Raw genomic sequence first — 20348 nt, 5'->3', positions numbered from 1 at the left:
GGCTGCCGGCCGGCCTGCGCCGCCTCGTCGTCGAGCGCGTGCTTGCCCGCCGCCTGGCTTCCCTGAAGAAGACATGGCTGGCGCGGATGGCGGCGGCCGATGCGGTGGTGATCGGCGGCGGCAACCTGTTCCAGGACGACGATTTGAATTTTCCGTTGAAGGTCGGCGCGGTGCTCGAATGCGCACGGCGATCGGGTCGTCCGGTCGGCGTGTTCGCCGTCGGGGTCGGCGGCTACTGGTCGCGGCGGGCGAAGCAACTGTTCGGGCAGTTGCGGGACTGCGATGTCTTTCACCTGTCGGTGCGGGATCGCGAAGCGGCGGGCAACTGGCAGCGGCACTTCGACGGCTGGCGGGCGGCGCGCGTCGTTCCCGATCCGGGCCTGCTGGCGCGCAGCCTCGCGGCCGCAGCGGTGCCGCGCGGCGATGCGGCGTCGCCGATGATCGGCATCTGCGTCACCCACCCGGTGATCCTGCGCCGCCATGGCGGCGGCGCCATTCCGCTGCTGAAGGCGGCCGACTACACGGCGCTGGTGCGCTGGCTGTTGCAGGCGGGTTGCGGCGTCACCCTGTTCACCAACGGCGCCACGGAAGACCAGCGCTTCCTGGAGCAGGTTGCCGTGACGCTGCCGGCAGGCGCTGCCGTGGCACCGCCGCCACGTGCGCCGGAGGATCTCGTTGCCCTGATCGGCGGATTCGACGGGGTCGCCGCGCACCGGCTGCATGCCTGCATCGTGGCCTACGCGCTGGGCGTGCCGCATGTCGGCTTCGGCTGGGACGGCAAGGTGGAGAGTTTCTTTCAGGCGGTCGGCCGCCAGCGCTTCTTCATGTCCGGCGAGGATGCCGGCGCCGAACGGATCGGCGAACGCATGCTTGAAGCCGTGCGCACGGGCATCCCGGAAGAAGCGCTGGCGCGGCATTTCATCGAGGCGCGATCCGCCGTGGCGCTGCTGGCGCGCGACCTGCTGAGCGCGACGCAATCTGGTCTCGTGGAGCGGGTCTAGGGTCAGGACCTAGGGTTTTGACCCTAGCGACCTGTCGCGGGCCCGGATGGCGGAGATGGCGTGGATGTGGAACCGGTCGTTTGCCGATCCGGAGGTGGCGTCGCGCTGCTGGCCGTCGCCGCCGGCGCCATGATCTTGTCGTAGGCCGCCGCAAAGCCGTTGAGCGACAGCGGAATGGTGAAGTCGCCCTGGCCGGGACTGACCACCATGATCGAGGCATTGGTGCCCCTGCGCATGTGCCCGGTCAGTTCGTCCGGGACCAGGCTTTCAAGAAGGCAGCCCTGAAACGTGCAGCGGCTGATGGGAAAATAGTACTCGTCGCCCTGGTCGACCACGAAACGCGCGCCGCGCGAGAGATCTATGCCGAGCGGCAGCGCGATCTGCGCCCGCAGCTTGCCGGTCTCGCCGTCGGCCGCAAACGTGGTCACCATGGCGATTGCCTGTCCCTGGTTGACGATCATGCGCTGATAGAGCTGGCAGGCTTCCGTCTTGTCCGGCCGCGTAAAGCACTCGAGCAGCCAGTCCCCGTAGGGCTGGCGGCTCTGCGGCTCCGCGAACCGGGGTGTCGCCTCTTGCGCGCCTGCCGCGCTTGCCGCCAGAAGCCCCGACAGGAGCAACGGCAGGTAGGGTCGCTGGGGTGGCGAAACTGTCATTGCTGCACTGGGTTGGGTTCGGGCGCTGCCGCGGCGACATAGGTCTTCTGGAATTTCTGGACCAGTTCGCTTTGCAGGTTGGGATCGTTGAACTGCCACAGGCCGTTGCGGGCACCGCGCACGATCAGGCTGTAGACGGCCAGCTCGATGGCCTGCCGCACCGCGATGCCGACCGGCTCGTTGCGGGTGAAGCCGGCCTCCGCCTGGAGAATTTCGTCGATGGCGATGAACTTGAACACGGAGCCGCGCAGCAGCACGGAATAGACCGTCTTCGTGGTGGTGACCGATTCGGAGACCTCGCCCGTGCCGACGCTGACGGCGCGCAGCGCCACGGTGATCACGTCGCGCCGGTACTCGGCATTGCCGCCGATGCCCAGATAGCGGGCGCCGAGGCCGCCGGTGATGACGTTGCTGTCGAAATCGACGATGCCTCCCTCGAGGATCAGGCCGGCGAAACGCAGGGCGGGCAGGGTCGATCCGTTGGCGCCGAGATAGGCCTTGCGGGTCTGGTCGATGATGTTGCGCTCGTTGAGCAGGTTCTTCAGCCCGACGCGCTCGACGACGTTGAACCATGCGCCATTGCCGGTTTCCTTCAGGACATCGATCAGGATGTCGCCAGCGCCCTGCGAGACCGCCTTGGAGAACTGGGCGAAATTGTCCTCGGGCTTCTGCTGGCCCGTCTTGTCGGCGAATTCGTAGACCGCGACGTCGATCCGCTTCGCCGGCGGGGGCAGGGCGCTGAGCTTGTAGCCCACCTCGGTCCGGGGTGTCAGCGCCGCCGGCTGGATCAGGATGTCGTCCTTGGCGCCGGGGGTCTGGCATCCGGCAAGGACGGCAAGGCCAAGGGCCAGCCCAAAGCCGGCAGCCTTGCGCAGATGACGATGATGGCTTCGGCTCGACATGGCGTTCTCCCCCCGCTTGTCCTGGCGTTCCCCTTACTGCGAGGGAACGACCCCGCTATTGGCGGTATCCAGTGCTGGATTGTTGGTGGCCGCGTCCGCGCCGCCGCCCAGATCGATGGTGATGGGCGGGAAGTTGATGCTCGGGGCCCCGCCGCTGCCGCCACCTCCGCCTTCCGGCCTGTGCTTGTTCTGGATGTCGGCGAGGTTCAGCAGGAATTCATCGAGCAGCGGCGAGCCACCGAAGGAGGGGTCGCCGGATTTGTAGATGAGCTGACCCGCCTGCACGGCGGACGCGCTTACAAGGAGCGCGGCGGCAACGAGCGGCAGGGACAGTCTGGAATACGAATTTTGGGTCATGGCGTTTCCTCTGCCACAATCAGTTGATCTTTATGCGCGTGCCGGGCGGCGCGTTCTTGATGACCACGCCGCCATTGTAGTCCTGGCCTGCCTGGCCGTAGGTGACGACCGTGTCCTGGGAGTTGACCAGCCCGACCAGCGCGCCCAGTCCGTTGCCGATCTGGGCGGTGGCGAGCGTGTTCCCCGAACCGCCGACGATGGCTGCGACCGAGGTGTTGCCATTGCCGATCTGCACCTGGCCGATGACGCTGCCCGGGGAGTCCTCGATTGCTGCAATGGCGCTGTTCTGCGCGCCGAGTTGAAGGGTGGCGATGCCGGCGCCGGGGCTGTTTCGCACATGGCTCGTCGCGGCATTGTCCTCGCCGCGCTGCAGGATGACGACACTGCTGCCGGCTTCGGTCAGCGTGGATGGATCGAGAATGCCCGCCATCGGCTCGTAGCTGCGCTGCTGTTGGCCCGCGACGATCTGCTCGACGCTCGCATTGTCGACCTGAAAGGAAATCGGTTCGGCAAGGGCGGAACCGCCGCCCGCAAGGCCTGCCGCGGCGAGGAGCGTGGACCGCAGGCATCGCCTCGTTCTGGATGGTGCTCCGGTCATCATGCGCTTTGCCTCTCCTGTGCGATTGTTCCATCCGGCGGGATCATAGCGTCTCCGAGCGGCAGATAGCGTTCCGCGGGCCGATTTCGAGCGTCAGCTCGACCGCGATGCGTGTCTGCGGGGCAGCGGAAACAGCCATGCGGGAAACGACCGAGGGGCCGCCGTCCGGTTCGATGATGAAGGCGCCGCCCTGACGTGAAACGGAGCGGTTGGTGCCGTTGAGGATCTGCGCGTCGAGGCGGTATCTGCCGGAGAGCCCGGCCTGCCCGCCGGCCAGTCCCGTGATTGTCGTCATCCGGCCCGATTTCTCGAAGCGGATGTCGCAATGCACCACATTTTCGTCCGCAAGCGCCGGCCTGGCGGAAATGATGGCCAGCGTACTCAGAACAAGGACGATGCGGAGCATTGCGACCTCCCTGATCGCGGAGGGCATGGATCGCTCCTCCGCGAGCATGCTTGCTGCGGCGTCAGCGGCTGTTCTGGTAGTTGATCGCCGAATTGCCGTTTCCGGTCTGCAGAATGGCGCTGCGGTTGCCGTCGCCGAGCTGCAGGCTGGCAGCGGCATTGTTGGTCGATCCGAGCGAGGCGATGCCATTGCCGCTGATCGAAGCGCCGGCCGGCAGAGAACCGCCGAACACCATGCCGTTGATCGCCGCGAGCGAGACGGTCGTTCCGCCGCCCTGCGAGATGAAGGACTGGTTGTTGTTGTCTTCCTGCAGCGAGGCGGCGGTGTTGTTCACGCCGTCCTGGAAGATGACCGAACTGTTGTCGTCGCCGACCTGCGAGGATGCCATGTAGTTGTCCGGTCCGCCTACCTGGAGGCCGAACGAGCTGTTGCCGTCGCCGAGCTGCGCGATAGCGCCGCCATTGTCGACGCCGTCCTGCACGATGGCCGCATCGTTGTCGTCGCCGACCTGCGCGATCGCGGCCTCATTGGCCGAATCCTGCTGGCTGATGAGCGCCATGTTGTTGTCGCCGATCTGCAGCGTGCCGGACTCCTGCTCCGTGCCGATCTGCTGGTTGATCGCCATGTTGCCGTTGCCGACCTGGAACTGGACGTTGGAGTTGAAGAGCCCGCCGGAGGTGACGTCGGCCGAGCCGATATTGTTGGCGCCCACCTGGTTGCCGTCGGTGTTGACGATCACGCCGTCGCCGACATTGGCTGCCGCACGCGCTTCGCCAAGACCCGATCCGCCATTGTCGCCGACGGCCGATGCGGCTTCGCCTGCAATGGTTGTCGAGGCCGAATCATCGGAATGGATCGCGGATGAACCGACGCCCGCATTGGCGGTTTGAGCCAAAGCCCCGCCGCTCATGAGAGCGAGGGCTGACACAGTTAAAACAAGGCGTTTCATGTGGTGTCTCCCTGAGAAATGTCCTTTGAAAAGACGGGCGGCGTGACCGCATGAACCCGTCTGTGAGGAACGCTAGTGAAGGCCGAAAGGGGAGACAATTCGGTTCAATTGAATAGGATTCAGTCGAAATGCATGGGCGCCGAAGTAGGCCGTACGTCCTCGTGCCCGCGATCCTGTCGAAGGATGGATCAATACCCTCATGCATCTAATCAAACTTATTGAGAGAAGGGGGGCGCCCCCTCCATTGGCGGGAGGAAGGTACGCCGGCTCACCCAATAGGAGAATTGCCGGTCAGCCCGGCTACGCTAAACTCGGGACCTGCAACGGCGGAGACGAGGGCAATGAAGAGCATGCTCCGAAACGGATATGCGACCGGCATCCTGGTGCTGGTGTGTCAGGCGTTGCTGCTTTCCGGGAGCGCGGAAGCTCAGGAAGCGGCGCCGTCCGGCGCCAACGACCTGATGTTCGTGGAACAGGTCCGGCCGGATGCGTCGGCGGCGGGAATGGGCGTCCTCCAGGTCACGGAGGAGCCCGTGCGCACGACGCGCACCCCGGCGCCCGTGAAGAAGCGTTCGTCGGTGCGCCGGCCGGCACCTCCTGCCGGGACGCGCACCGCGGCTGCGCCAGTGCGGCAGGCGAGCCCGCCGGCCCCGACCGGCCGCAGCCTGGCGCTTGATTTCGGGCGGCGTTCACCGGACGCGTTGTCGTTGCCCTCCGTGCGGGAGGGACTGAGTTCACGCATTGGTGAACGCATTTGATGATGATGGGCCCAAGGAGTGCTCTAGGGTCTGGTGACAATGACCGGTTGTGGAAGGCATTGAATATGAAGCGCTTTCGCGGAGGCCACCGCTGATGTCACGCGCTGTCCGGGCCAGGTCCTGGGGCGGCTCCGCCGCGGTTGGAACCAACCGCTCGGCGTTAACGTTTAGAAATGCGGTCGGGGAGACGGGTTTCATGCCCGAGGCCGGAAGTGGGAGGCAAGCGGGGTTTGGGGAAACAGGAGGGGCGAAAAGGCAGAGGGCATGCTGGTCAATGGTGCGGGGAACTTCAGGGAAATTTTGCACTATCTCGAGGCTGAGACGGCGACAGGGCTGCTCGGCCTCGGAGCGCGGAATGCGGGGCGCGCCGGAATAAGGAAACGGGTTTATTCCGGCGGCGACAGGATCGCCGACAGCGACGATCCTCGCCGCGCGGTGATGCTGATCATCTCCGGATGGGTGTCATGCGGCAAGGAACTCACCGACGGATCCCGGACGGTGGTGGATTTCTCTCTCACGGGGGACGTGATCACACTGGGGTCGACCGAGTGGTCGCGCGAGGCGATGACCGCCCTGACATCGGTGACCCTTTTCGAGTTTCCCGGCGCGATCTATGAGAACCTGTCCACTTTTCCACAACATGTGCGCGAGTTCATCCTCAAGGGCATGGCGCGCCGCTATGCACGCACGGCCGAGCATTTCGTCAGCATCAGCCGGCGCGGCGCGGTGGAGCGCGTGGCGCATCTTCTTCTCGAACTCTCGCACCGCGTCGGCGTGCGCGAGAACGGCGGAACGGCCTGTTTTTCCTGTCCTTTGACGCAGGTGGACCTGGGCGACGCCCTCGGTCTTTCCGTGGTTCACGTCAATCGTGTCCTGCGGAAGCTTCGGGAGGGCGGGTATGTGTCGTTTCGCGGTGGCGTCGTGGAGTTTCCCGATCGTCAACGCCTGTCGGAGATGGTCGGCTTCGACGGATCATATCTTGCGCTGAATGCCGAGTAGGCGTTTGATTGTGTCGCGCGAGTCGCTTCAAGCGAAATATCGCTGCGCGCACCGCATATCCTAGAGTTCATTAAATATGATATGCAACCCAAGGTTTTATTGGGTGATCATATATCACTAAATGATTATTCCTCAAATGTATTGATCCATGTTAATGCAAATTATCCACAAATATGATGATAATCATTATCCAAGTGATGGCGGGCCATGGCGCATAGCGGCATGAAAAACCATTGCGCAGGCCGTGTGGTCTGCGCTCAAGATCGGCGTCGTTTAATAATAGTACTAAAATATACATGAAGCGCTTGTTCTTGTGCGTTGGGGAACTTCGAATTCCAGTGCGAGTTGGGGAGCGTAAGTCATGCAGCAAATCAAAGCATCTCAAGAGAATATCGGCTTGAAGGCGATCATGAATTCCTCCGACAGGGGGCGTTTTGCCGTCGACGACGCCGCGTGGGACGAAGAGGGCGACGAGACCGTTCGCGACATGGTTCTGTTGATCGATCCCAGGGTGCTCGACCGCGAGTGCCTGGCGCGCAGCCTGGCGACGCAGGATCCGTCCCTGGACGTCGTCGCCGTCAGCTCGGCCGATGAATGGCACAAGCGTGGGGACACGCGGCAACCCGCTGCTGTCCTTCTCATTGCCGGCAGCCGGAAGATCAGCGATCAGGGGGTTGGAGGAGAGATCCAGGAACTGGCGGAGGAGTTCTCCGAGCAGCCTGTCGTCATCATCGCCGATTCCGACGATCTGGGTCAGATACTGAAGGCGCTGGATGCGGGCGCGAAGGGGTACATTCCCAGCAATGTCGGCGTCGGCGTCGCAGCGGAAGCCATTCTGCTCGCCCGGGCGGGCGGGGTCTTCGTGCCCGCCAGCGGGGTTCTGGCCATGCGCGAGGTGATCAATTCCACCAGCAGCCGGGTTGTTGGGCTGGGCAATCTCTTCACCGCGCGGGAAGCGGAGGTGGCCGAGGCCCTGCGGCGGGGAAAGGCGAACAAGATCATCGCCTATGAGCTTCAGCTTTGCGAAAGCACGGTCAAGGTTCACATCCGCAACATCATGAAGAAGCTGAACGCCACCAACCGGACGGAAGTGGCCTACAAGATCCGTGAAATGCTGCCCTGAGAGATTTCTGAGGGAGACATGGAAAACACCTGTGCCGGAGGTCGCGAGATGCGCGACCCGTTGATCCCGGCCCGTCGTTCGTAAGTCCCGCAGGGCATTCGACGACGGGCCGTTCCTTTTTTGCGGGCGGCCGACGACAGGGCCGCGCCGTTCGCATGGGCGGGCATTTTCGCCCGGACAGGCTCATCGCTTCGGGGAAGCGCTTTCAAGATCGACATAGCTTTCCGGCAGGAAGCGCGGCGTGCAGAGGCAGTAAAACTCCAGGTCGCCGCCGCCGGTGTTCGTGATCCTCTGCGCCGCGCCCGCAGGGATGATCGCCTGGTCGCCGGGTCCGAGCCTGTGGCTTTTTCCGTCGATCTCCACGATCCCTTCGCCCTTGCGCACCACATAACGCTCGCAGACGCCCTCCAGCCGGTGCAGCTGCGTCGTGACGCCTGGCTCTACCCTGGCGATCGCCAGTGATGCATCGGGAGAGGCAGGAGTGTTCATCAGCTCGGTGATGTAGCAGCGCTCGTCGGTCCAGAACTCTTTCTGGCCGGCATTTTCGACAACCCGGTTCGGCAGCATCTCAACCCTCGTTTGCGGCAACATTCCACAATGATCAGCGATGCTGACAATTGTCAAAGTTGCGTTCCTGCTCCAGAATGGAAGGCCTGATCATAGGCTGCAACAGGGAGTGGCGTTGATGGGTGTTTGGCGGAACTGGCTGGCGGCGGCTCTTCTCGGCGCGACGGCCTTCACGATGCCGGCGGCGGCGGCGGCGGATAAATTCTTCGTCTATGTTTCTCCCGATCCGATCGGCGTGAACGCCTTCCTGAAGATGGGGCAGACGGGGATAGAGGCCGCCGGCGAGAAATACGGCGCCGACATCGAGACCTATGAGAGCCGCACGGCGGCTGATCGCCTCGAGAACGTCAACGCGGCGGTGAACGAGGGCGCCGACATCGTCGTCATGCTCGGTTTCGAGTTCAACGACATCGTCAGGCAGATCGCGCCGACCGCGCCCGACACGCAGTTCCTGATCGTCGACCAGTGCATCGACGAGCGCCCCGAGAACGTCCATTGCGCGGTGTTCCGGGAGTATGAGGCCAGTTATCTGATGGGGGTCGCCGCCGGCATGCTGACCGAGACCAACAAGGTTGGCGTCGTCGGCGCGCTCGATATCCCCTTCCTGCACCGCTACACGGACGGTTACGCCCAGGGCGTCAAATCGGTGAAGCCCGATGCCAGCGTCGACATTCGCTGGGTGGGCGGCGAAAACCCGTTTGCCGATCCGGTGCGCGCCAAGGAGCAGGCCGTGGCCATGCACGCCGCCGGCGCCGATCTGATCTTCACCGCGAATTCGGGCGGCGACTTCGGCGTCTTCGAGGCGGCGAAGGAGAAGAATTTCAAGGTGTTCTCGGTCGACGTGAACCAGTGCCCGAACGCGCCCGGCCATGTTGTCGATGTGACGCTGAAGCAGGTCGATCAGGCCATGTTGCAGGCCATCGGCTCGATCCTCGAGGGCGAGAAGAACGTGACGATGGCGCTCGGCCTGAAGGAAGGCGGCATGTCGGCCATGGCTCTGGAAGCAGACCGGATCGCCGACAGCGGCTGCTTGATCGCCGATCATCCGGACGTCGCAGCGAAGCTGCGCGAGGTGGCCGGCAGCATCAAGGACGGGTCGCTGAAGCTGGAAGACCCGATGTTCGCCAAGTAGCGGGCAACGGGCGAGGCGGGACGATGCGCATTGCTCTCAACGGCGTGACGGTCCGCTTCGGCCTGGTGACCGCCGTGGACGGGGTTTCGCTCGGCATCGAGCCGGGCGAGATCCATGCGCTGGTCGGTGAGAACGGCGCCGGCAAGTCCACGCTGATGAACATGCTCTTCGGCCTGGTGAAGCCCGCCGACGGCACCATCGTCATCGACGGCGTCGAACGCCGCTGGGCCTCGCCGCAGGACGCCATCCGCGCCGGGCTCGGCATGGTGCACCAGCATTTCATGCTTCAGGATTCCATGTCGGTGCTGGAAAACATCGTCCTGTGCGCCGAGCCGGTCGGCCGTTTCGGCTTCGTCGATTTCGCGCGGGCGCGCGCCAGGCTTGATGCGATCGCCGAGAGCCATGGCGTGTCGGTCGATCTGGACGGGCAGCTTGGCCGCCTCTCCGTCGGGGAGCGGCAGGCGGTGGAAATCCTCAAGGTGCTCTATCGCGAGGCGGATCTTCTGATCCTCGATGAACCGACCGCTGTGCTGACGCCGCAGGAGAAGGATCGCCTGTTCGACACGTTGCGCAGCTTCCGCGCCGCGGGCAAGGCCATCGTGCTCATCACGCACAAGCTGGACGAGGTGATGGAGATCGCCGACCGGGTGAGCGTCATGCGCGCCGGTCGGCTGGTGGCGTCCGCGCCACTCGCCGAGACGTCCAAGGAGGAAATCGCGCGCGGCATCGTCGGCGGCGTCCTGCCTGCGCCCCGTGCCCGCAGGGCGCAGAAGCCGGGCGAGGTGGTGCTTTCCGTCGATGCGCTCACCGTGGCGCGTCGCGGCCGCGACGTCGGGCCGGTCTCGTTCGATTTGCGCGCCGGCGAGATCGTCGGCATCGCCGGCGTCAGCGGCAACGGGCAGGCCGAGCTGGTCCGCGCGCTGACGGGGCTCGAACGGCCGCGTTCGGGCGCAGTCAGCCTGCGTGGGGAGCGCATTGAGGGGCGCAGCGTGGGCGAGCGCCGCAGCCTCGGCCTGAGCTACATCCCGGAAGACCGCCAGCGCATGGGACTGGCGCTCGGCGCCTCGGTGAGCGACAACGCCAGCGCCGGGCGTGACGACCGGCGATCCTTCGCGGCAGGCCCGTTCCTCAAACTCTCCGCGATGGCCCGCTTCGCCCGCACCCTGATCGAGAACTACCGCATCCGGGTGGCGGGACCGCGCGCCAGGGCCGCGACCATGTCCGGCGGCAACAAGCAGAAACTCGTCGTCGGCCGCGAGCTCAGCCGCGCGACGCCGCTGGTGATCGCCGAGAACCCCACCTGGGGCGTCGATATCGGGGCGATCGACTTCATTCACGGCGAGCTGATGCGCATGCGCGATGCGGGGCATGCCATTCTCCTGATCTCGACCGAGCTCGATGAGGTGATCGCTTTGTCCGACCGCATCCTGGTCATGTATGACGGCGTGGTCTCGGGCGAGGTGGCGGGCGGCGAGGCAAGCCGCGAACGGGTCGGCGCGCTGATGACGTCGCGCGCCGCCGCTCCCTCGGGACCAGAGGGAATGGGAGAGGTCGCCTGATGGCCGCCCATGGCACGATGCGGGCGGTCTTGCCCTGGGTGATCACGCTCCTGTGGATCGCAGCCATCATCCTCGCGCTGCTTCTGTTCGTCGGCGCCCCCCTGGGCGAGGCGCTCTCCGGCTTCTGGCAGGGCGCTTTCGGCGGTCGTCGCCACGCCTATCTGATGGCGACGCTCAGCCGCACGGCTCTGATCACCGGCATGGCGATCTCGGTCATGCTGAGTTTTCGCGCGGGCCTGTTCAACATCGGAGGCGAGGGGCAACTCGTTGCCGGCGGGCTGGCGGCCGCGCTGACGGCCATCCTGCTGCCGGGACCGCCGCTTCTGGTCCTCGTCGCCGCCATTCTCGCGGCCATGCTCGCGGGCGCGCTCTGGGCGCTGCTCGCCGGCGTCCTGCAGCTCTACATGGGCGTGCCGCTGCTCGTCGGATCGCTGCTCCTCAACTATCCGGTCCGCTACCTCGCGTCCTACGCGGTCGCCCATCCCTTCCGCGACGTGCCCTCGGGCATGGTCCAGTCGCATCTGGTGCCGCAGGAAACCTGGCTCGCCTATTTCCCCGGCACGCGCCTCGACATCGGCATCCTGTTCACGCTCGCGGCGACCGCTTTCGCCCTCGTCTACAGCTATTGGACGGTGCACGGTTATCACACGCGGCTGAACGGGCTTTCGGCGGACTTTGCCCGCACGGTCGGCCTGCCGGTGCGCCGGCTGACCTTGCAGACCCTGGCGATCAGCGGCGCGATTGCCGGTCTGGTGGGTGCGATCGCCGTGTTCGGCATCCATCACCGCTATATCGACGGCATGCTGGTGCAGCCGCTCTATGCCTGGACCGGCATCATCGCCGTGCTGCTGGTCGGCATGGTGCCCTGGGCCGTGCCTCTCTCTGGCTTCTTCTTCGCCGCCGTCCAGACGGGAGCCGCCGGCATGGAGCGCGCCGCCGGCGTGCCGAAGGAGATCGCCCTGGTGATCCAGGCGGTCATCATCCTGTTCGTGGCCAGCCGTGTCTCCGGCGCCCTGTCGTCGAAAGAGGGAAGGGGAGACGGCCATGCTTGACCTGCTGCTCGACCCGTCCTTCGCCGCGTCGATCCCGCGCTTCGTCACGCCGATCCTGCTCGCCGCGCTCGGCGGTGCGCTCTGCGAGCGGGCGGGGGTCTTCAATATTGCGCTCGAAGGCTTTCTGCTGACCGGCGCTTTCGCCGCCGTGCTCGGCGCCTATTATTCGGGAACCCCCTATCTGGGCGCCGCCGCGGCCATGGCCGCCGGCATGGCGATGGGGCTGGTTTTCGCGGAATTCAACTTGCGGCGGGACGGCGACGCCATCGTCGTCTCCATCGCCATCAACCTGCTTGCGGCGGGGCTGACGACATTCCTGTTACGCGCCATCTTCAACGTCACCGGTGCGTTCAGCGATCCGGCGATTGTCGGCTTCGGGGCGATCCGCCTGCCGCTCATCGAGGACATTCCCGTGCTCGGCCCCATGCTCAGCGGCCAGTCGATCCTCTTTTATGCAGCGCTTGCCTCCGTGCCGGTCCTGCATGTCTTCCTCGCCCGGCACCGGCTCGGCCTGCGCATTCGTGCCGCCGGCGAGAACGCCGAGGCACTGCGGGCGGGCGGTGTCAGCCCACGCCGCGTCCAGCTTCTGGCGCTGGTCGGCTGCGGTGCGCTGTGCGGTCTGGGCGGGGCACAGCTTTCCATCGCCAACGTCAATCTGTTCGTCGAGAACATGAGCGCCGGGCGCGGCTGGATCGCCGTCGTCGCCGTTCTCCTGACGCGCGGCAGGCCATGGCCGCTGTTCTGCATCGCGCTGTTGTTCGGCGCGGTCGACAGCCTGTCTTTCCGGGTCCAGGGCATGGGGCTTGCGCAGCAATTCACCGACATGATGCCGTATCTGGCCACGCTGACCGTCCTCATCGTCCTGTCGTGGTGGCGGGCGAGACGCGCCCGGGGAGATGTTTCATGAGCGCCGATCTTGTCATCCGGAACGCCATCGTCGTGACCTGCGACGGCGATGGCGGCGTCATCGGGGACGGCGGCGTGGTCGTTGAGAAGGGCCGCATCGTCCGGGTCGCCGGCTCTGATGATCTGGAGCAGGCGGCGCAGGAGGCGCGGACGGTCATCGACGGCAGGGGGCATATCCTGATGCCGGGGCTGATCAACGCCCATTGCCACGCTGCCGACAGCCTGTTTCGCGGCCTGGTCGAGGATCTGCCGCTGGAGCCCTGGCTGCAGAAGGTGTGGACGGCGGAAGGGGCGATCCTCAACCCGCAGACCTCTTATCTCGGCAGCGTCCTGGGCTGCGCCGAACTGCTTTTATCGGGCGTGACCAGCGTCATGGACATGTTCTGGTATCCGGAGGAGACGGTGCGCGCCGCCCGCAAGGTGGGCATGCGCGTCGCGACCGGCGGCATCTTCTTCGATGGTCCCGGCGTCACGGGCGGCGATCTCGATGCCCGCATCGCCGCGGCTGAGGACTTCTTCGCCGGGTTTGGCGATGCTGACGACGTGTTCGCGGCGACCATGCCGCACGGCGCCTATACGGTGGGGCCGGAGAATTTGAAGATCGCGCGCGCCATCGCCGACCGGCATGGCGGCCTGTTCAGCACCCATGCGGCGGAGACAAGGGCGGAGCAGGACGATATCACGGGCCGCTATGGGAGCTCCGTCATCCGCCACCTGGATCATCTCGGCCTGCTCGACGAACGGACGACGCTTGCCCATTGCGTGCATGTGGATGAGGAGGAGATCGGCATTCTGGCGCGCAGCGGCGCGACGGTCTCGCACAACCCGATGTCGAACCTGAAGCTTGCCTCCGGCATCGCCCCCGTTCCCGACATGCTGGCGGCGGGCGTCAACGTGGCGCTCGGCACGGATGGCGCCATCAGCGGTAACGATCTCGATATGTGGATGGCGCTGCGCATGGCCGCGACCCTGCACAAGGGCGCCACGCAGCGCGCCGACGCGGTGTCGACGGCGCAGGCGCTGGCCATGGCCACGACCGCCGGCGCGCGCGCCCTGGGTGCGGGCGACCGATTGGGCAGCCTGGCGGCGGGCAAGCATGCCGACATGATCCTGATCGACGTCCGGCGTCCGCATGCGGTTCCCTTGTTCGATCCGGTCACGCATCTCGTCTATTCGACGGCGAAGTCGGATGTGCGCCATGTTTTCGTCGGCGGCGAGCAGGTGGTGCGCGACGGTGCGCTGACCCGCCATTCCATCGATGAGACGCTGGACGAGGTGGCGCGCCTTGCGCCGCGCATCGCGGCGACGATCGCCTGAACCAGAATGCCGCCAGAGGCATCATTCTCAAGGAGACCCGGTCATGACCGAAAGCCAGATCGCGCGCCTCGAGCGCGCCCATGCCTCCATCAGGGAGCGGGCCGGCGCGCCGGCGCCTGTCGCCATCATGCTTGGGTCGGGCCTCGGCCAGCTCGCCGACAAGGTCGAGGATGCGCTGACGATCCCCTATGCCGAGGTCGCGGGCTTTCCGGTGTCCACGGCGCCCGGCCACAAGGGAGCATTCGTCATCGGGACGCTGCACGGCAGCCGCGTCGTGATGATGCAGGGTCGCCTGCATCTCTATGAGGGCTGGGCGCCGCGCGACATAGCGCTTGCGGTCTACCTGCTGCAGCGTCTCGGTGCAAAAACGCTGGTCGTCACCAACGCGGCGGGTTCGCTCAATCCGGATTATGCGCCCGGCGACGTGATGCTGATCGAGGATCACATGAACTTCACCGGCCTCAATCCTTTGGTCGGCCAGAACGACGACGCCATTGGCATCCGCTTTCCCGACATGTCGCGCGCTTACGATCCCGAGCTTCTGGTCGTGGCGCGTGCGGCAGCGAAGGCGGCGGGGATCGCCCTCCGCCAGGGCATCTATGCTGGTGTGCTGGGTCCCTCGCTCGAGACCTCCGCCGAGCGCCGCTTCTACCGGGCCTCCGGCTCCGACGCCGTGGGCATGTCGACCGTGACCGAGGTTATCGCCGCCGGTCATTGCGGGCTGCCGGTGATCGGCCTGTCAGCCATCACCAACGAAGCGACCGGCGGGCCCGACCAGCAGGTCGATACCATCGAACATGTCTTCGCCAATGCCGAAACGGCAGGCCGCAAGATCGAGGCGATCCTCGGGCACTTATTGCCTGCTTTGAAGGGAGCCTGACCCATGTCCGGTTCGATCCCGCCCGTCGCCGGCCTGCTGGACCTGACGGGCCGCACGATCATCGTCACCGGCGCGAGCGGGGGGATCGGCGGCGGCATTGCCGGCCGGCTGGCCGAAGCCGGGGCGAACCTGGTCTGCCACTATCACGGCAATCGCGCGGGCGCCGAGGCAGTCGCGGCGGCGCTCGGCGAGCGTGCCATCATCGCGGGCGGCGATCTGTCCGGTGAAGCGGATGTCGCCGCCGTGATGGCGACCGCGCTGGAGCGGTTCGGCACGGTGCATGGCCTCGTCAACAATGCCGGCTTTCAGCCCGTCGCCGCGCTCGCGGACATATCGCAGCAAGACTGGGCGCGCATGATGGCGATCAACACCGCCGCTCCGTTCCTGCTGACGCGGGCCTTCGCCGCGCATGTCGCGACGCGGGAGGGCGGCGGCGCGGTCCTCAACATCGCGTCCATCGAGGGGCATCAGCCGGCGTCCGGCCATGCGCATTATGCTGCCTCTAAGGCAGCGCTGCTGATGTTTACCAGGGCGGCCGCGCTGGAACTCGGTGCGCTTGGCATCCGCGTCAACGCCATCTCCCCCGGCCTCGTCCATCGCGACGGGATCGAGGAAGGCTGGCCGGAAGGCGTCGGTCGCTGGAGGGCGGCGGCGCCGCTCGGGCGCCTCGGCCAGCCGCAGGATATCGGCGACGCGGCACTGTTCCTCCTCTCCGACGCTGCGCGCTGGGTGACCGGCGCCGATCTTGTCGTCGACGGCGGCGTGAGCACCCGTCCGACCTGGTGAATTGGATTCACGATCAAGCACTTGGGGCGAACACCGGAATCACCGTCTGAAACAGTTGAATCATTCCGGGAGCAACCGACGCCCGGCCATTTGAGGGCAGGGCGGCTCGGTCGCTTTTCGGCGCTATTGTCCTGGGTTTCCTGACCGCCGGAACGGCCGGCGCCTCCTGCCCCGAGCGCCGGACCCTCGACGAAAGCGATTCAGAATCAGTGCGTTTCGCCCCGGACCTGAATCACGTTGCGAGGTTCAGGCCGCGTCTGCCTTGGCCCGGTCGGGGAAGAGCTTGGCGAGGCCATCGGCCGAGGCGGTGGCGATGCCGCGCTCGGTGATCAGGCCGGTCACGAGCCGCGCCGGGGTCACGTCGAAGGCGGGGTTTCCGGCGGGCGTCGCCTCCGGCGAGATGCGTACCTGGCGCACCGCACCCGCCTCGTCCTTGCCCCAGACCAGAGAGACCTCGTCGCCCGACCGCTCCTCGATCGGGATTTCCTTCACCCCGTCGCGCACCGTCCAGTCGATGGTCGGCGAGGGGAGCGCGACATAGAAGGGCACATCGTTATCCTTCGCCGCCAGCGCCTTCAGATAGGTGCCGATCTTGTTGCAGACGTCGCCGTCGGCGGTCGTCCGGTCGGTGCCAACGATGACCATGTCGACCATGCCGTGCTGCATCAGGTGGCCGCCCGCATTGTCGACGACGAGCGTGTGCGGCACGCCATGGCCGGCCATCTCCCAGGCGGTGAGCTGGGCGCCCTGATTGCGCGGACGTGTCTCGTCCACATAGACATGCACCGGAATGCCTTCTTCCATCGCATGATAGATCGGCGAGGTCGCGGTGCCGTAGTCCACGGTGGCGAGCCAGCCGGCATTGCAATGGGTCAGGATGTTGACCGGCTCGCCGGGTTTCTTGCGCGCAGCGATCTGGCGGATGATCTCGAGCCCGTGCCTGCCGATGCTCCGGTTGAGCTCGACGTCCTCGTCGGCGATCTCCGCCGCGCGGGCATAGGCCGCCGCCGCGCGCTCCGCCTCGGGCAGCTTGCGCAGCAGGTCGCGCATCGCGTCGAGCGCCCAGCGCAGGTTGATCGCCGTCGGGCGCGTCTCGTGCAGCGTCTCCCAGACATCGTCGAGCGCCTTGTCCGAGGGATCCTCGGCCATGCGGATCGCCACGCCATAGGCGGCGGTGACGCCGATCAGCGGCGCGCCGCGCACCCACATGTCGCGGATGGCGGTGGCGACGCCCTCGACCGTGCCGACGGTCTCGACGCGCAGTTCGTGCGGCAGCCAGCGCTGGTCGATCAGGTCGACGGAGCGGCCGTCCTTGCTCAGCCAGATGGTGCGGTAGTGCTTGTCGGCGACCTTCATGACAGTTTCCTCTGGTCCAGTGCCTGCGCCAGCGCGTCGAGCTCGGCCAGCGATTGTATCGTGTTGCGGTTGACGGTGACGTGGCGGCCGAATTTCAGCGCGGCTGCTTCGCAGGTGGCGTGCAGCGTTTCGTCGGCGATCTCCTCGAAATCGGCATTGTGGGCGAGACCGAGGATGCGCCGATGCATCTCGATGCCGGCGAAGCCCAGCATGTCCGTCCACAGATCGTGGATGACATGGTTCAGCGCCTGCTCGGCGGCAAGCCCGTCATCCTGGTCTTCATATAGGGCGGCTTGATAGAGAATCCCGTTGCGCTCCGTACGCCAAAGCCGCGCGAACTCGTCGCGGAAGACGTGCCAGGTCTCGTCGACGACGCCGAGCAGATAGGCGCGCATCGCGTTGCGGCTCTCGTCGCCCTCGTGGCCGCGCTGCGCGAAATAGGCCATCCAGTAATTGGCGAGCAGCATCCCGACATCGAACGCCATCGGCCCGTAGAAGGCGAATTCCGGATCGATCACCTTGGTCTCGTCGTCGGTCACCATGACGGAACCGGAATGCAGATCGCCGTGCACCAGCGTTTCCGCCCTCGTGGCGAAGGCATGCTTCATGCGCTGGGCGGCGACCTTGAGGTCGCGGTCGGCGCGCAGTTCCTTCACCAGACCGTCGAGGCCCGGCGTGTGCCGGTTCATCGGCGCTTCGAAATAGGGATCGGAGAAGACCAGGTTCTCCGTGATGTCGCACAGCTCCACATTGTCGGCGAACAGCGCCAGATCCGCTTTGCGCTCCGACGCCTTCATGGAGAGGTCGGAGCCACGGAACAGCGTGCGGGCCATGAACAGGCCGAGGTCCCGGCCGATCTTCGGCAGCTGCCGGCCCTCGATCAGCGCGCGCCGCAGGATGATGTGCGGCGAGAGGAACTCCATGACGATCAGCGCCTGCGTCTCGTCGAAATAGTGAAGCGCCGGAACCGTGCCCGGCGCGCGCGCCTGCTGGCGGGTCAGCGCGTGATACTCGAAGAACGACCGCTTCAGCGGCAGCGGCCAGCTGTCGCCGACGAGCCGCACATAGGGCAGCGCCTGCTTGACGATGACGGTTTCCTTGGCGCCTTCGACGATGAAGACCAGGTTGAGATTGCCGTCGCCCACCTCGCGGACCTTCCAGCCGGAAGGCGCGCCGCCGACGCGCGTGGCGATCTCGGGGATGGCGCTCAGCCGAGCCGGCAGGGTCTCTACCGTGAGGGCCTCGAAGGCGTCGTCTTTCATGCTTCCCGTCTCCTCCATGCGCGCTCGAACGCGTGACGCTCGCCCCTCACCCTTACCCTCTCCCCGCCTGCGGGGAGAGGGGGGCGTCCACGTTGCGGCCATCCTCCTTCTCCCCGCAAGCGGGGAGAAGGTCCCGGCAGGGGGATGAGGGGCGCACGCCACCATAGCCGTCACGCTACCAAGGCTCTGTCATTTGTCAATGATGTTGACAAATGCTTGCCAACTGGTAGCGTCACGATGGGAGGAGCGCATGGGCGACGACGCCGTCTTTCGCATTGCCGGCCTGACCAAGGCCTTTGGACCCAACGCCGTGCTGCGCGGCGTGGCGCTGGACCTGTGCGCAGGCGAAGTCACGGTGCTGATGGGCGCCAACGGTGCGGGCAAGTCCACCCTCGTCAAGATCATGAGTGGCGTTCATCGGGCCGACCGTGGCGCGATGATGCTCGGCGACAAGCCGTTTTCGCCGGCGTCCCCGGCGGAGGCGATGCGCGCCGGCGTGGTGACGGTGCATCAGAACATCAATGACGGCGTGGTCGGTGCGCTCGACGTCGCCAGCAATCTCGTGCTCGACCGGCTGAACGGCGCCGGCCGCGGCCTGTTCTTCAATCCGCGTCGCGTCCGGCGCGAGGCGCGCGAGGTGGCCGACCGCATGGGGCTCGGCATCGATCTCGGCGCGGAAGTAACCAATCTCCCGCTGGCCGACCGGCAGATGGTCGCCATCGCCCGCGCTATGGCGCACGAGCCGCAGGTGATGATTCTCGACGAGCCGACCTCGTCGCTCTCCAGCAATGAGGCGGAACGGCTGTTCGCCCTGATCGACCGCCTGCGGGCGCGGGGCGTCGCCATTCTCTACATATCGCACCGCATGTCCGACATCCGCCGGTTGGCGGATCGCATCGTCAGCCTGCGCGACGGGGCCATCGCCGGAAAGTTCGAGGACAAGCCGCTCGACTACGAGGGCGCGGTGAACGCCATGCTCGGCCAGAATCTCGCTCAGAATCTTGGCCGCCACAGCATCGACGCGCGCGATGCGGCAGAGCCGGTGTTCTCGGCCTCCGACATCAGGATTGCGCCAGGCGCTAGGCCCCTGTCGCTGGCGCTGGGCGCCGGCGAGGTGGTTGCGGTAACGGGTCTGGTGGGCGTCGGCAAGACGCGGCTGGCGGAAACCCTGTTCGGCATCCATCGACCCGTGGCGGGTACCATGACGCTCGATGGCCGCAGCTACGCGCCGCGCAATGCGGCTGATGCCATCGGCCGCGGCGTGTTCCTGGTCGCCAAGGACCGCGCCTCGACCGGCATCGTGCCGGAGTTCAACATATACGAGAACATGAGCCTGCCCTTCCTGCCACGTTTCTCGCGCCTCGGCGTCGCCAGCCGCCGCGTCGAGCGGCAGACCGCGCGCGATCAGATCGGCGATCTGAAGATTGTCTGCCGGTCCGAGCGCGACGATCTGGCGACCCTGTCGGGCGGCAACCAGCAGAAGGTGACGGTGGCGCGCTGGCTGACCCAGCCGTCGCGGCTGCTGATCCTCGACGAGCCGTTCCAGGGCGTCGACATCGCCGCCCGCCACGACATCGCCGCCAAGCTGCGCGAGGGTGCCGGCGGCCGGGCGACCCTTCTTTTCCTGACCGAGCTGGACGAGGCGCTGGAGACGGCTGACCGCATTCTGGTGATGTCGGAGAACACGGTTGTCGGCGAGCACCGCAACGCCGACGTGGACATGGACAGGTTGCTGGCGGACGTCGCCGGAAGGCATCACGAAACCGCAAGGAGCGTTTAGAGAAT

The 20348-nt window shown here is 66.1% G+C and carries 21 protein-coding genes; 12 read left to right on the top strand and 9 right to left on the bottom strand.

All coding sequences use genetic code 11. The annotated features are described in order from the left end of the window. On the top strand, positions 1 to 1001 hold a 1001-nt coding region (locus NA2_RS06495), incomplete at its 5' end, for a polysaccharide pyruvyl transferase family protein (RefSeq protein ID WP_051011554.1). Between the two features lie 23 nt (positions 1002 to 1024). On the opposite strand, the gene NA2_RS06490 is transcribed toward NA2_RS06495, so the two are convergent. The 6 genes from NA2_RS06490 to NA2_RS06465 form a co-directional block, all read right to left on the bottom strand. Further along, a complete protein-coding gene (locus NA2_RS06490) occupies positions 1025 to 1654 on the bottom strand; it encodes an invasion associated locus B family protein (protein WP_081582621.1) in 630 nt (209 codons plus the stop codon). Next, the gene (locus NA2_RS06485; protein ID WP_008595533.1) at positions 1651 to 2556 is read right to left on the bottom strand and encodes a CsgG/HfaB family protein; all 906 of its coding nucleotides are present in this window, start codon (positions 2554 to 2556) and stop codon (positions 1651 to 1653) included. Before NA2_RS06485 ends, NA2_RS06490 begins: the two co-directional genes overlap by 4 nt. Before the next feature lie 33 nt (positions 2557 to 2589). Beyond that, positions 2590 to 2913, bottom strand: a complete 324-nt coding sequence (locus tag NA2_RS06480; protein ID WP_008595531.1) for a curli production assembly/transport component CsgF — start codon at positions 2911 to 2913, stop codon at positions 2590 to 2592. A gap of 19 nt (positions 2914 to 2932) precedes the next feature. Continuing rightward, the gene (locus NA2_RS06475; RefSeq protein ID WP_192814164.1) at positions 2933 to 3511 is read right to left on the bottom strand and encodes a hypothetical protein; all 579 of its coding nucleotides are present in this window, start codon (positions 3509 to 3511) and stop codon (positions 2933 to 2935) included. Between the two features lie 43 nt (positions 3512 to 3554). Then, positions 3555 to 3917, bottom strand: coding sequence for a curli-like amyloid fiber formation chaperone CsgH (gene csgH, locus NA2_RS06470; protein WP_157188148.1), 363 nt, complete (start codon positions 3915 to 3917; stop codon positions 3555 to 3557). Positions 3918 to 3978: 61 nt separating this feature from the next. Next, complete coding sequence (locus tag NA2_RS06465) at positions 3979 to 4866, bottom strand: hypothetical protein (protein ID WP_081582620.1); 888 nt, start codon at positions 4864 to 4866, stop codon at positions 3979 to 3981. Between the two features lie 341 nt (positions 4867 to 5207). Between NA2_RS06465 and NA2_RS06460 the strand changes: the two genes are divergently transcribed. From NA2_RS06460 to NA2_RS06450, 3 genes are all read left to right on the top strand, one after another. Then, complete coding sequence (locus tag NA2_RS06460; RefSeq protein ID WP_008595523.1) at positions 5208 to 5624, top strand: hypothetical protein; 417 nt, start codon at positions 5208 to 5210, stop codon at positions 5622 to 5624. A 264-nt stretch (positions 5625 to 5888) separates the two neighbouring features. Then, the gene (locus tag NA2_RS06455) at positions 5889 to 6623 is read left to right on the top strand and encodes a Crp/Fnr family transcriptional regulator (RefSeq protein WP_008595520.1); all 735 of its coding nucleotides are present in this window, start codon (positions 5889 to 5891) and stop codon (positions 6621 to 6623) included. Positions 6624 to 6984: 361 nt separating this feature from the next. Further along, a complete protein-coding gene (locus NA2_RS06450) occupies positions 6985 to 7746 on the top strand; it encodes a response regulator transcription factor (RefSeq protein WP_081582619.1) in 762 nt (253 codons plus the stop codon). 183 nt (positions 7747 to 7929) lie between these two features. Here NA2_RS06450 and NA2_RS06445 read toward each other — a convergent pair whose 3' ends face one another. Beyond that, positions 7930 to 8337 (bottom strand): cupin domain-containing protein, encoded by a 408-nt coding sequence (locus tag NA2_RS06445; RefSeq protein ID WP_244423593.1) that lies wholly within the window; start codon positions 8335 to 8337, stop codon positions 7930 to 7932. A gap of 94 nt (positions 8338 to 8431) precedes the next feature. Here NA2_RS06445 and NA2_RS06440 point away from each other — a divergent pair, with 94 nt between their 5' ends. The 7 genes from NA2_RS06440 to NA2_RS06410 are packed head-to-tail and all read left to right on the top strand — an operon-like array spanning position 8432 to position 15945. After that, on the top strand, positions 8432 to 9445 hold the full coding sequence (locus tag NA2_RS06440; RefSeq protein ID WP_008595515.1) for a BMP family ABC transporter substrate-binding protein: 1014 nt from the start codon (positions 8432 to 8434) through the stop codon (positions 9443 to 9445). Between the two features lie 23 nt (positions 9446 to 9468). After that, the gene (locus NA2_RS06435) at positions 9469 to 11004 is read left to right on the top strand and encodes an ABC transporter ATP-binding protein (protein ID WP_008595513.1); all 1536 of its coding nucleotides are present in this window, start codon (positions 9469 to 9471) and stop codon (positions 11002 to 11004) included. Then, positions 11004 to 12056, top strand: coding sequence for an ABC transporter permease (locus NA2_RS06430; protein ID WP_008595511.1), 1053 nt, complete (start codon positions 11004 to 11006; stop codon positions 12054 to 12056). Before NA2_RS06435 ends, NA2_RS06430 begins: the two co-directional genes overlap by 1 nt. Beyond that, complete coding sequence (locus tag NA2_RS06425; protein WP_008595510.1) at positions 12049 to 12963, top strand: ABC transporter permease; 915 nt, start codon at positions 12049 to 12051, stop codon at positions 12961 to 12963. The genes NA2_RS06430 and NA2_RS06425 overlap by 8 nt, the downstream gene beginning before the upstream one ends. Further along, positions 12960 to 14279, top strand: coding sequence for an amidohydrolase family protein (locus NA2_RS06420; protein WP_008595509.1), 1320 nt, complete (start codon positions 12960 to 12962; stop codon positions 14277 to 14279). The genes NA2_RS06425 and NA2_RS06420 overlap by 4 nt, the downstream gene beginning before the upstream one ends. A gap of 43 nt (positions 14280 to 14322) precedes the next feature. Further along, on the top strand, positions 14323 to 15159 hold the full coding sequence (locus NA2_RS06415; protein ID WP_008595507.1) for a purine-nucleoside phosphorylase: 837 nt from the start codon (positions 14323 to 14325) through the stop codon (positions 15157 to 15159). A 3-nt stretch (positions 15160 to 15162) separates the two neighbouring features. Then, positions 15163 to 15945, top strand: coding sequence for an SDR family NAD(P)-dependent oxidoreductase (locus NA2_RS06410; protein WP_008595505.1), 783 nt, complete (start codon positions 15163 to 15165; stop codon positions 15943 to 15945). Between the two features lie 246 nt (positions 15946 to 16191). Here the strand turns inward: NA2_RS06410 and mtnA are convergent, their stop codons facing one another. Then, on the bottom strand, positions 16192 to 17301 hold the full coding sequence (gene mtnA / locus NA2_RS06405; RefSeq protein WP_008595502.1) for an S-methyl-5-thioribose-1-phosphate isomerase: 1110 nt from the start codon (positions 17299 to 17301) through the stop codon (positions 16192 to 16194). Then, positions 17298 to 18563, bottom strand: coding sequence for an S-methyl-5-thioribose kinase (gene mtnK / locus NA2_RS06400; RefSeq protein WP_008595501.1), 1266 nt, complete (start codon positions 18561 to 18563; stop codon positions 17298 to 17300). Before mtnK ends, mtnA begins: the two co-directional genes overlap by 4 nt. A gap of 250 nt (positions 18564 to 18813) precedes the next feature. On the opposite strand from mtnK, the gene NA2_RS06395 reads away from it, so the two are divergent. After that, positions 18814 to 20343, top strand: coding sequence for a sugar ABC transporter ATP-binding protein (locus NA2_RS06395; protein ID WP_008595498.1), 1530 nt, complete (start codon positions 18814 to 18816; stop codon positions 20341 to 20343). Positions 20344 to 20348 lie beyond the last annotated feature (5 nt).

Source organism: Nitratireductor pacificus pht-3B, from assembly GCF_000300335.1.
Taxonomy (GTDB): Bacteria; Pseudomonadota; Alphaproteobacteria; order Rhizobiales; family Rhizobiaceae; genus Nitratireductor; species Nitratireductor pacificus.
Note: the sequence above shows the minus strand (reverse complement) of the source record. Positions and strands in the feature narration are given on the sequence as shown.

What these genes read in the sequence shown, in the direction of transcription:
- NA2_RS06490 (WP_081582621.1), bottom strand. Translation starts at nt 1,654, where the DNA reads ATGACAGTTTCGCCACCCCAGCGACCCTACCTGCCGTTGCTCCTGTCG.
- NA2_RS06485 (WP_008595533.1), bottom strand. Translation starts at nt 2,556, where the DNA reads ATGTCGAGCCGAAGCCATCATCGTCATCTGCGCAAGGCTGCCGGCTTT.
- NA2_RS06480 (WP_008595531.1), bottom strand. Translation starts at nt 2,913, where the DNA reads ATGACCCAAAATTCGTATTCCAGACTGTCCCTGCCGCTCGTTGCCGCC.
- NA2_RS06475 (WP_192814164.1), bottom strand. Translation starts at nt 3,511, where the DNA reads ATGACCGGAGCACCATCCAGAACGAGGCGATGCCTGCGGTCCACGCTC.
- csgH (WP_157188148.1), bottom strand. Translation starts at nt 3,917, where the DNA reads ATGCTCCGCATCGTCCTTGTTCTGAGTACGCTGGCCATCATTTCCGCC.
- NA2_RS06465 (WP_081582620.1), bottom strand. Translation starts at nt 4,866, where the DNA reads ATGAAACGCCTTGTTTTAACTGTGTCAGCCCTCGCTCTCATGAGCGGC.
- NA2_RS06460 (WP_008595523.1), top strand. Translation starts at nt 5,208, where the DNA reads ATGAAGAGCATGCTCCGAAACGGATATGCGACCGGCATCCTGGTGCTG.
- NA2_RS06455 (WP_008595520.1), top strand. Translation starts at nt 5,889, where the DNA reads ATGCTGGTCAATGGTGCGGGGAACTTCAGGGAAATTTTGCACTATCTC.
- NA2_RS06450 (WP_081582619.1), top strand. Translation starts at nt 6,985, where the DNA reads ATGCAGCAAATCAAAGCATCTCAAGAGAATATCGGCTTGAAGGCGATC.
- NA2_RS06445 (WP_244423593.1), bottom strand. Translation starts at nt 8,337, where the DNA reads ATGTTGCCGCAAACGAGGGTTGAGATGCTGCCGAACCGGGTTGTCGAA.
- NA2_RS06440 (WP_008595515.1), top strand. Translation starts at nt 8,432, where the DNA reads ATGGGTGTTTGGCGGAACTGGCTGGCGGCGGCTCTTCTCGGCGCGACG.
- NA2_RS06435 (WP_008595513.1), top strand. Translation starts at nt 9,469, where the DNA reads ATGCGCATTGCTCTCAACGGCGTGACGGTCCGCTTCGGCCTGGTGACC.
- NA2_RS06430 (WP_008595511.1), top strand. Translation starts at nt 11,004, where the DNA reads ATGGCCGCCCATGGCACGATGCGGGCGGTCTTGCCCTGGGTGATCACG.
- NA2_RS06425 (WP_008595510.1), top strand. Translation starts at nt 12,049, where the DNA reads ATGCTTGACCTGCTGCTCGACCCGTCCTTCGCCGCGTCGATCCCGCGC.
- NA2_RS06420 (WP_008595509.1), top strand. Translation starts at nt 12,960, where the DNA reads ATGAGCGCCGATCTTGTCATCCGGAACGCCATCGTCGTGACCTGCGAC.
- NA2_RS06415 (WP_008595507.1), top strand. Translation starts at nt 14,323, where the DNA reads ATGACCGAAAGCCAGATCGCGCGCCTCGAGCGCGCCCATGCCTCCATC.
- NA2_RS06410 (WP_008595505.1), top strand. Translation starts at nt 15,163, where the DNA reads ATGTCCGGTTCGATCCCGCCCGTCGCCGGCCTGCTGGACCTGACGGGC.
- mtnA (WP_008595502.1), bottom strand. Translation starts at nt 17,301, where the DNA reads ATGAAGGTCGCCGACAAGCACTACCGCACCATCTGGCTGAGCAAGGAC.
- mtnK (WP_008595501.1), bottom strand. Translation starts at nt 18,563, where the DNA reads ATGAAAGACGACGCCTTCGAGGCCCTCACGGTAGAGACCCTGCCGGCT.
- NA2_RS06395 (WP_008595498.1), top strand. Translation starts at nt 18,814, where the DNA reads ATGGGCGACGACGCCGTCTTTCGCATTGCCGGCCTGACCAAGGCCTTT.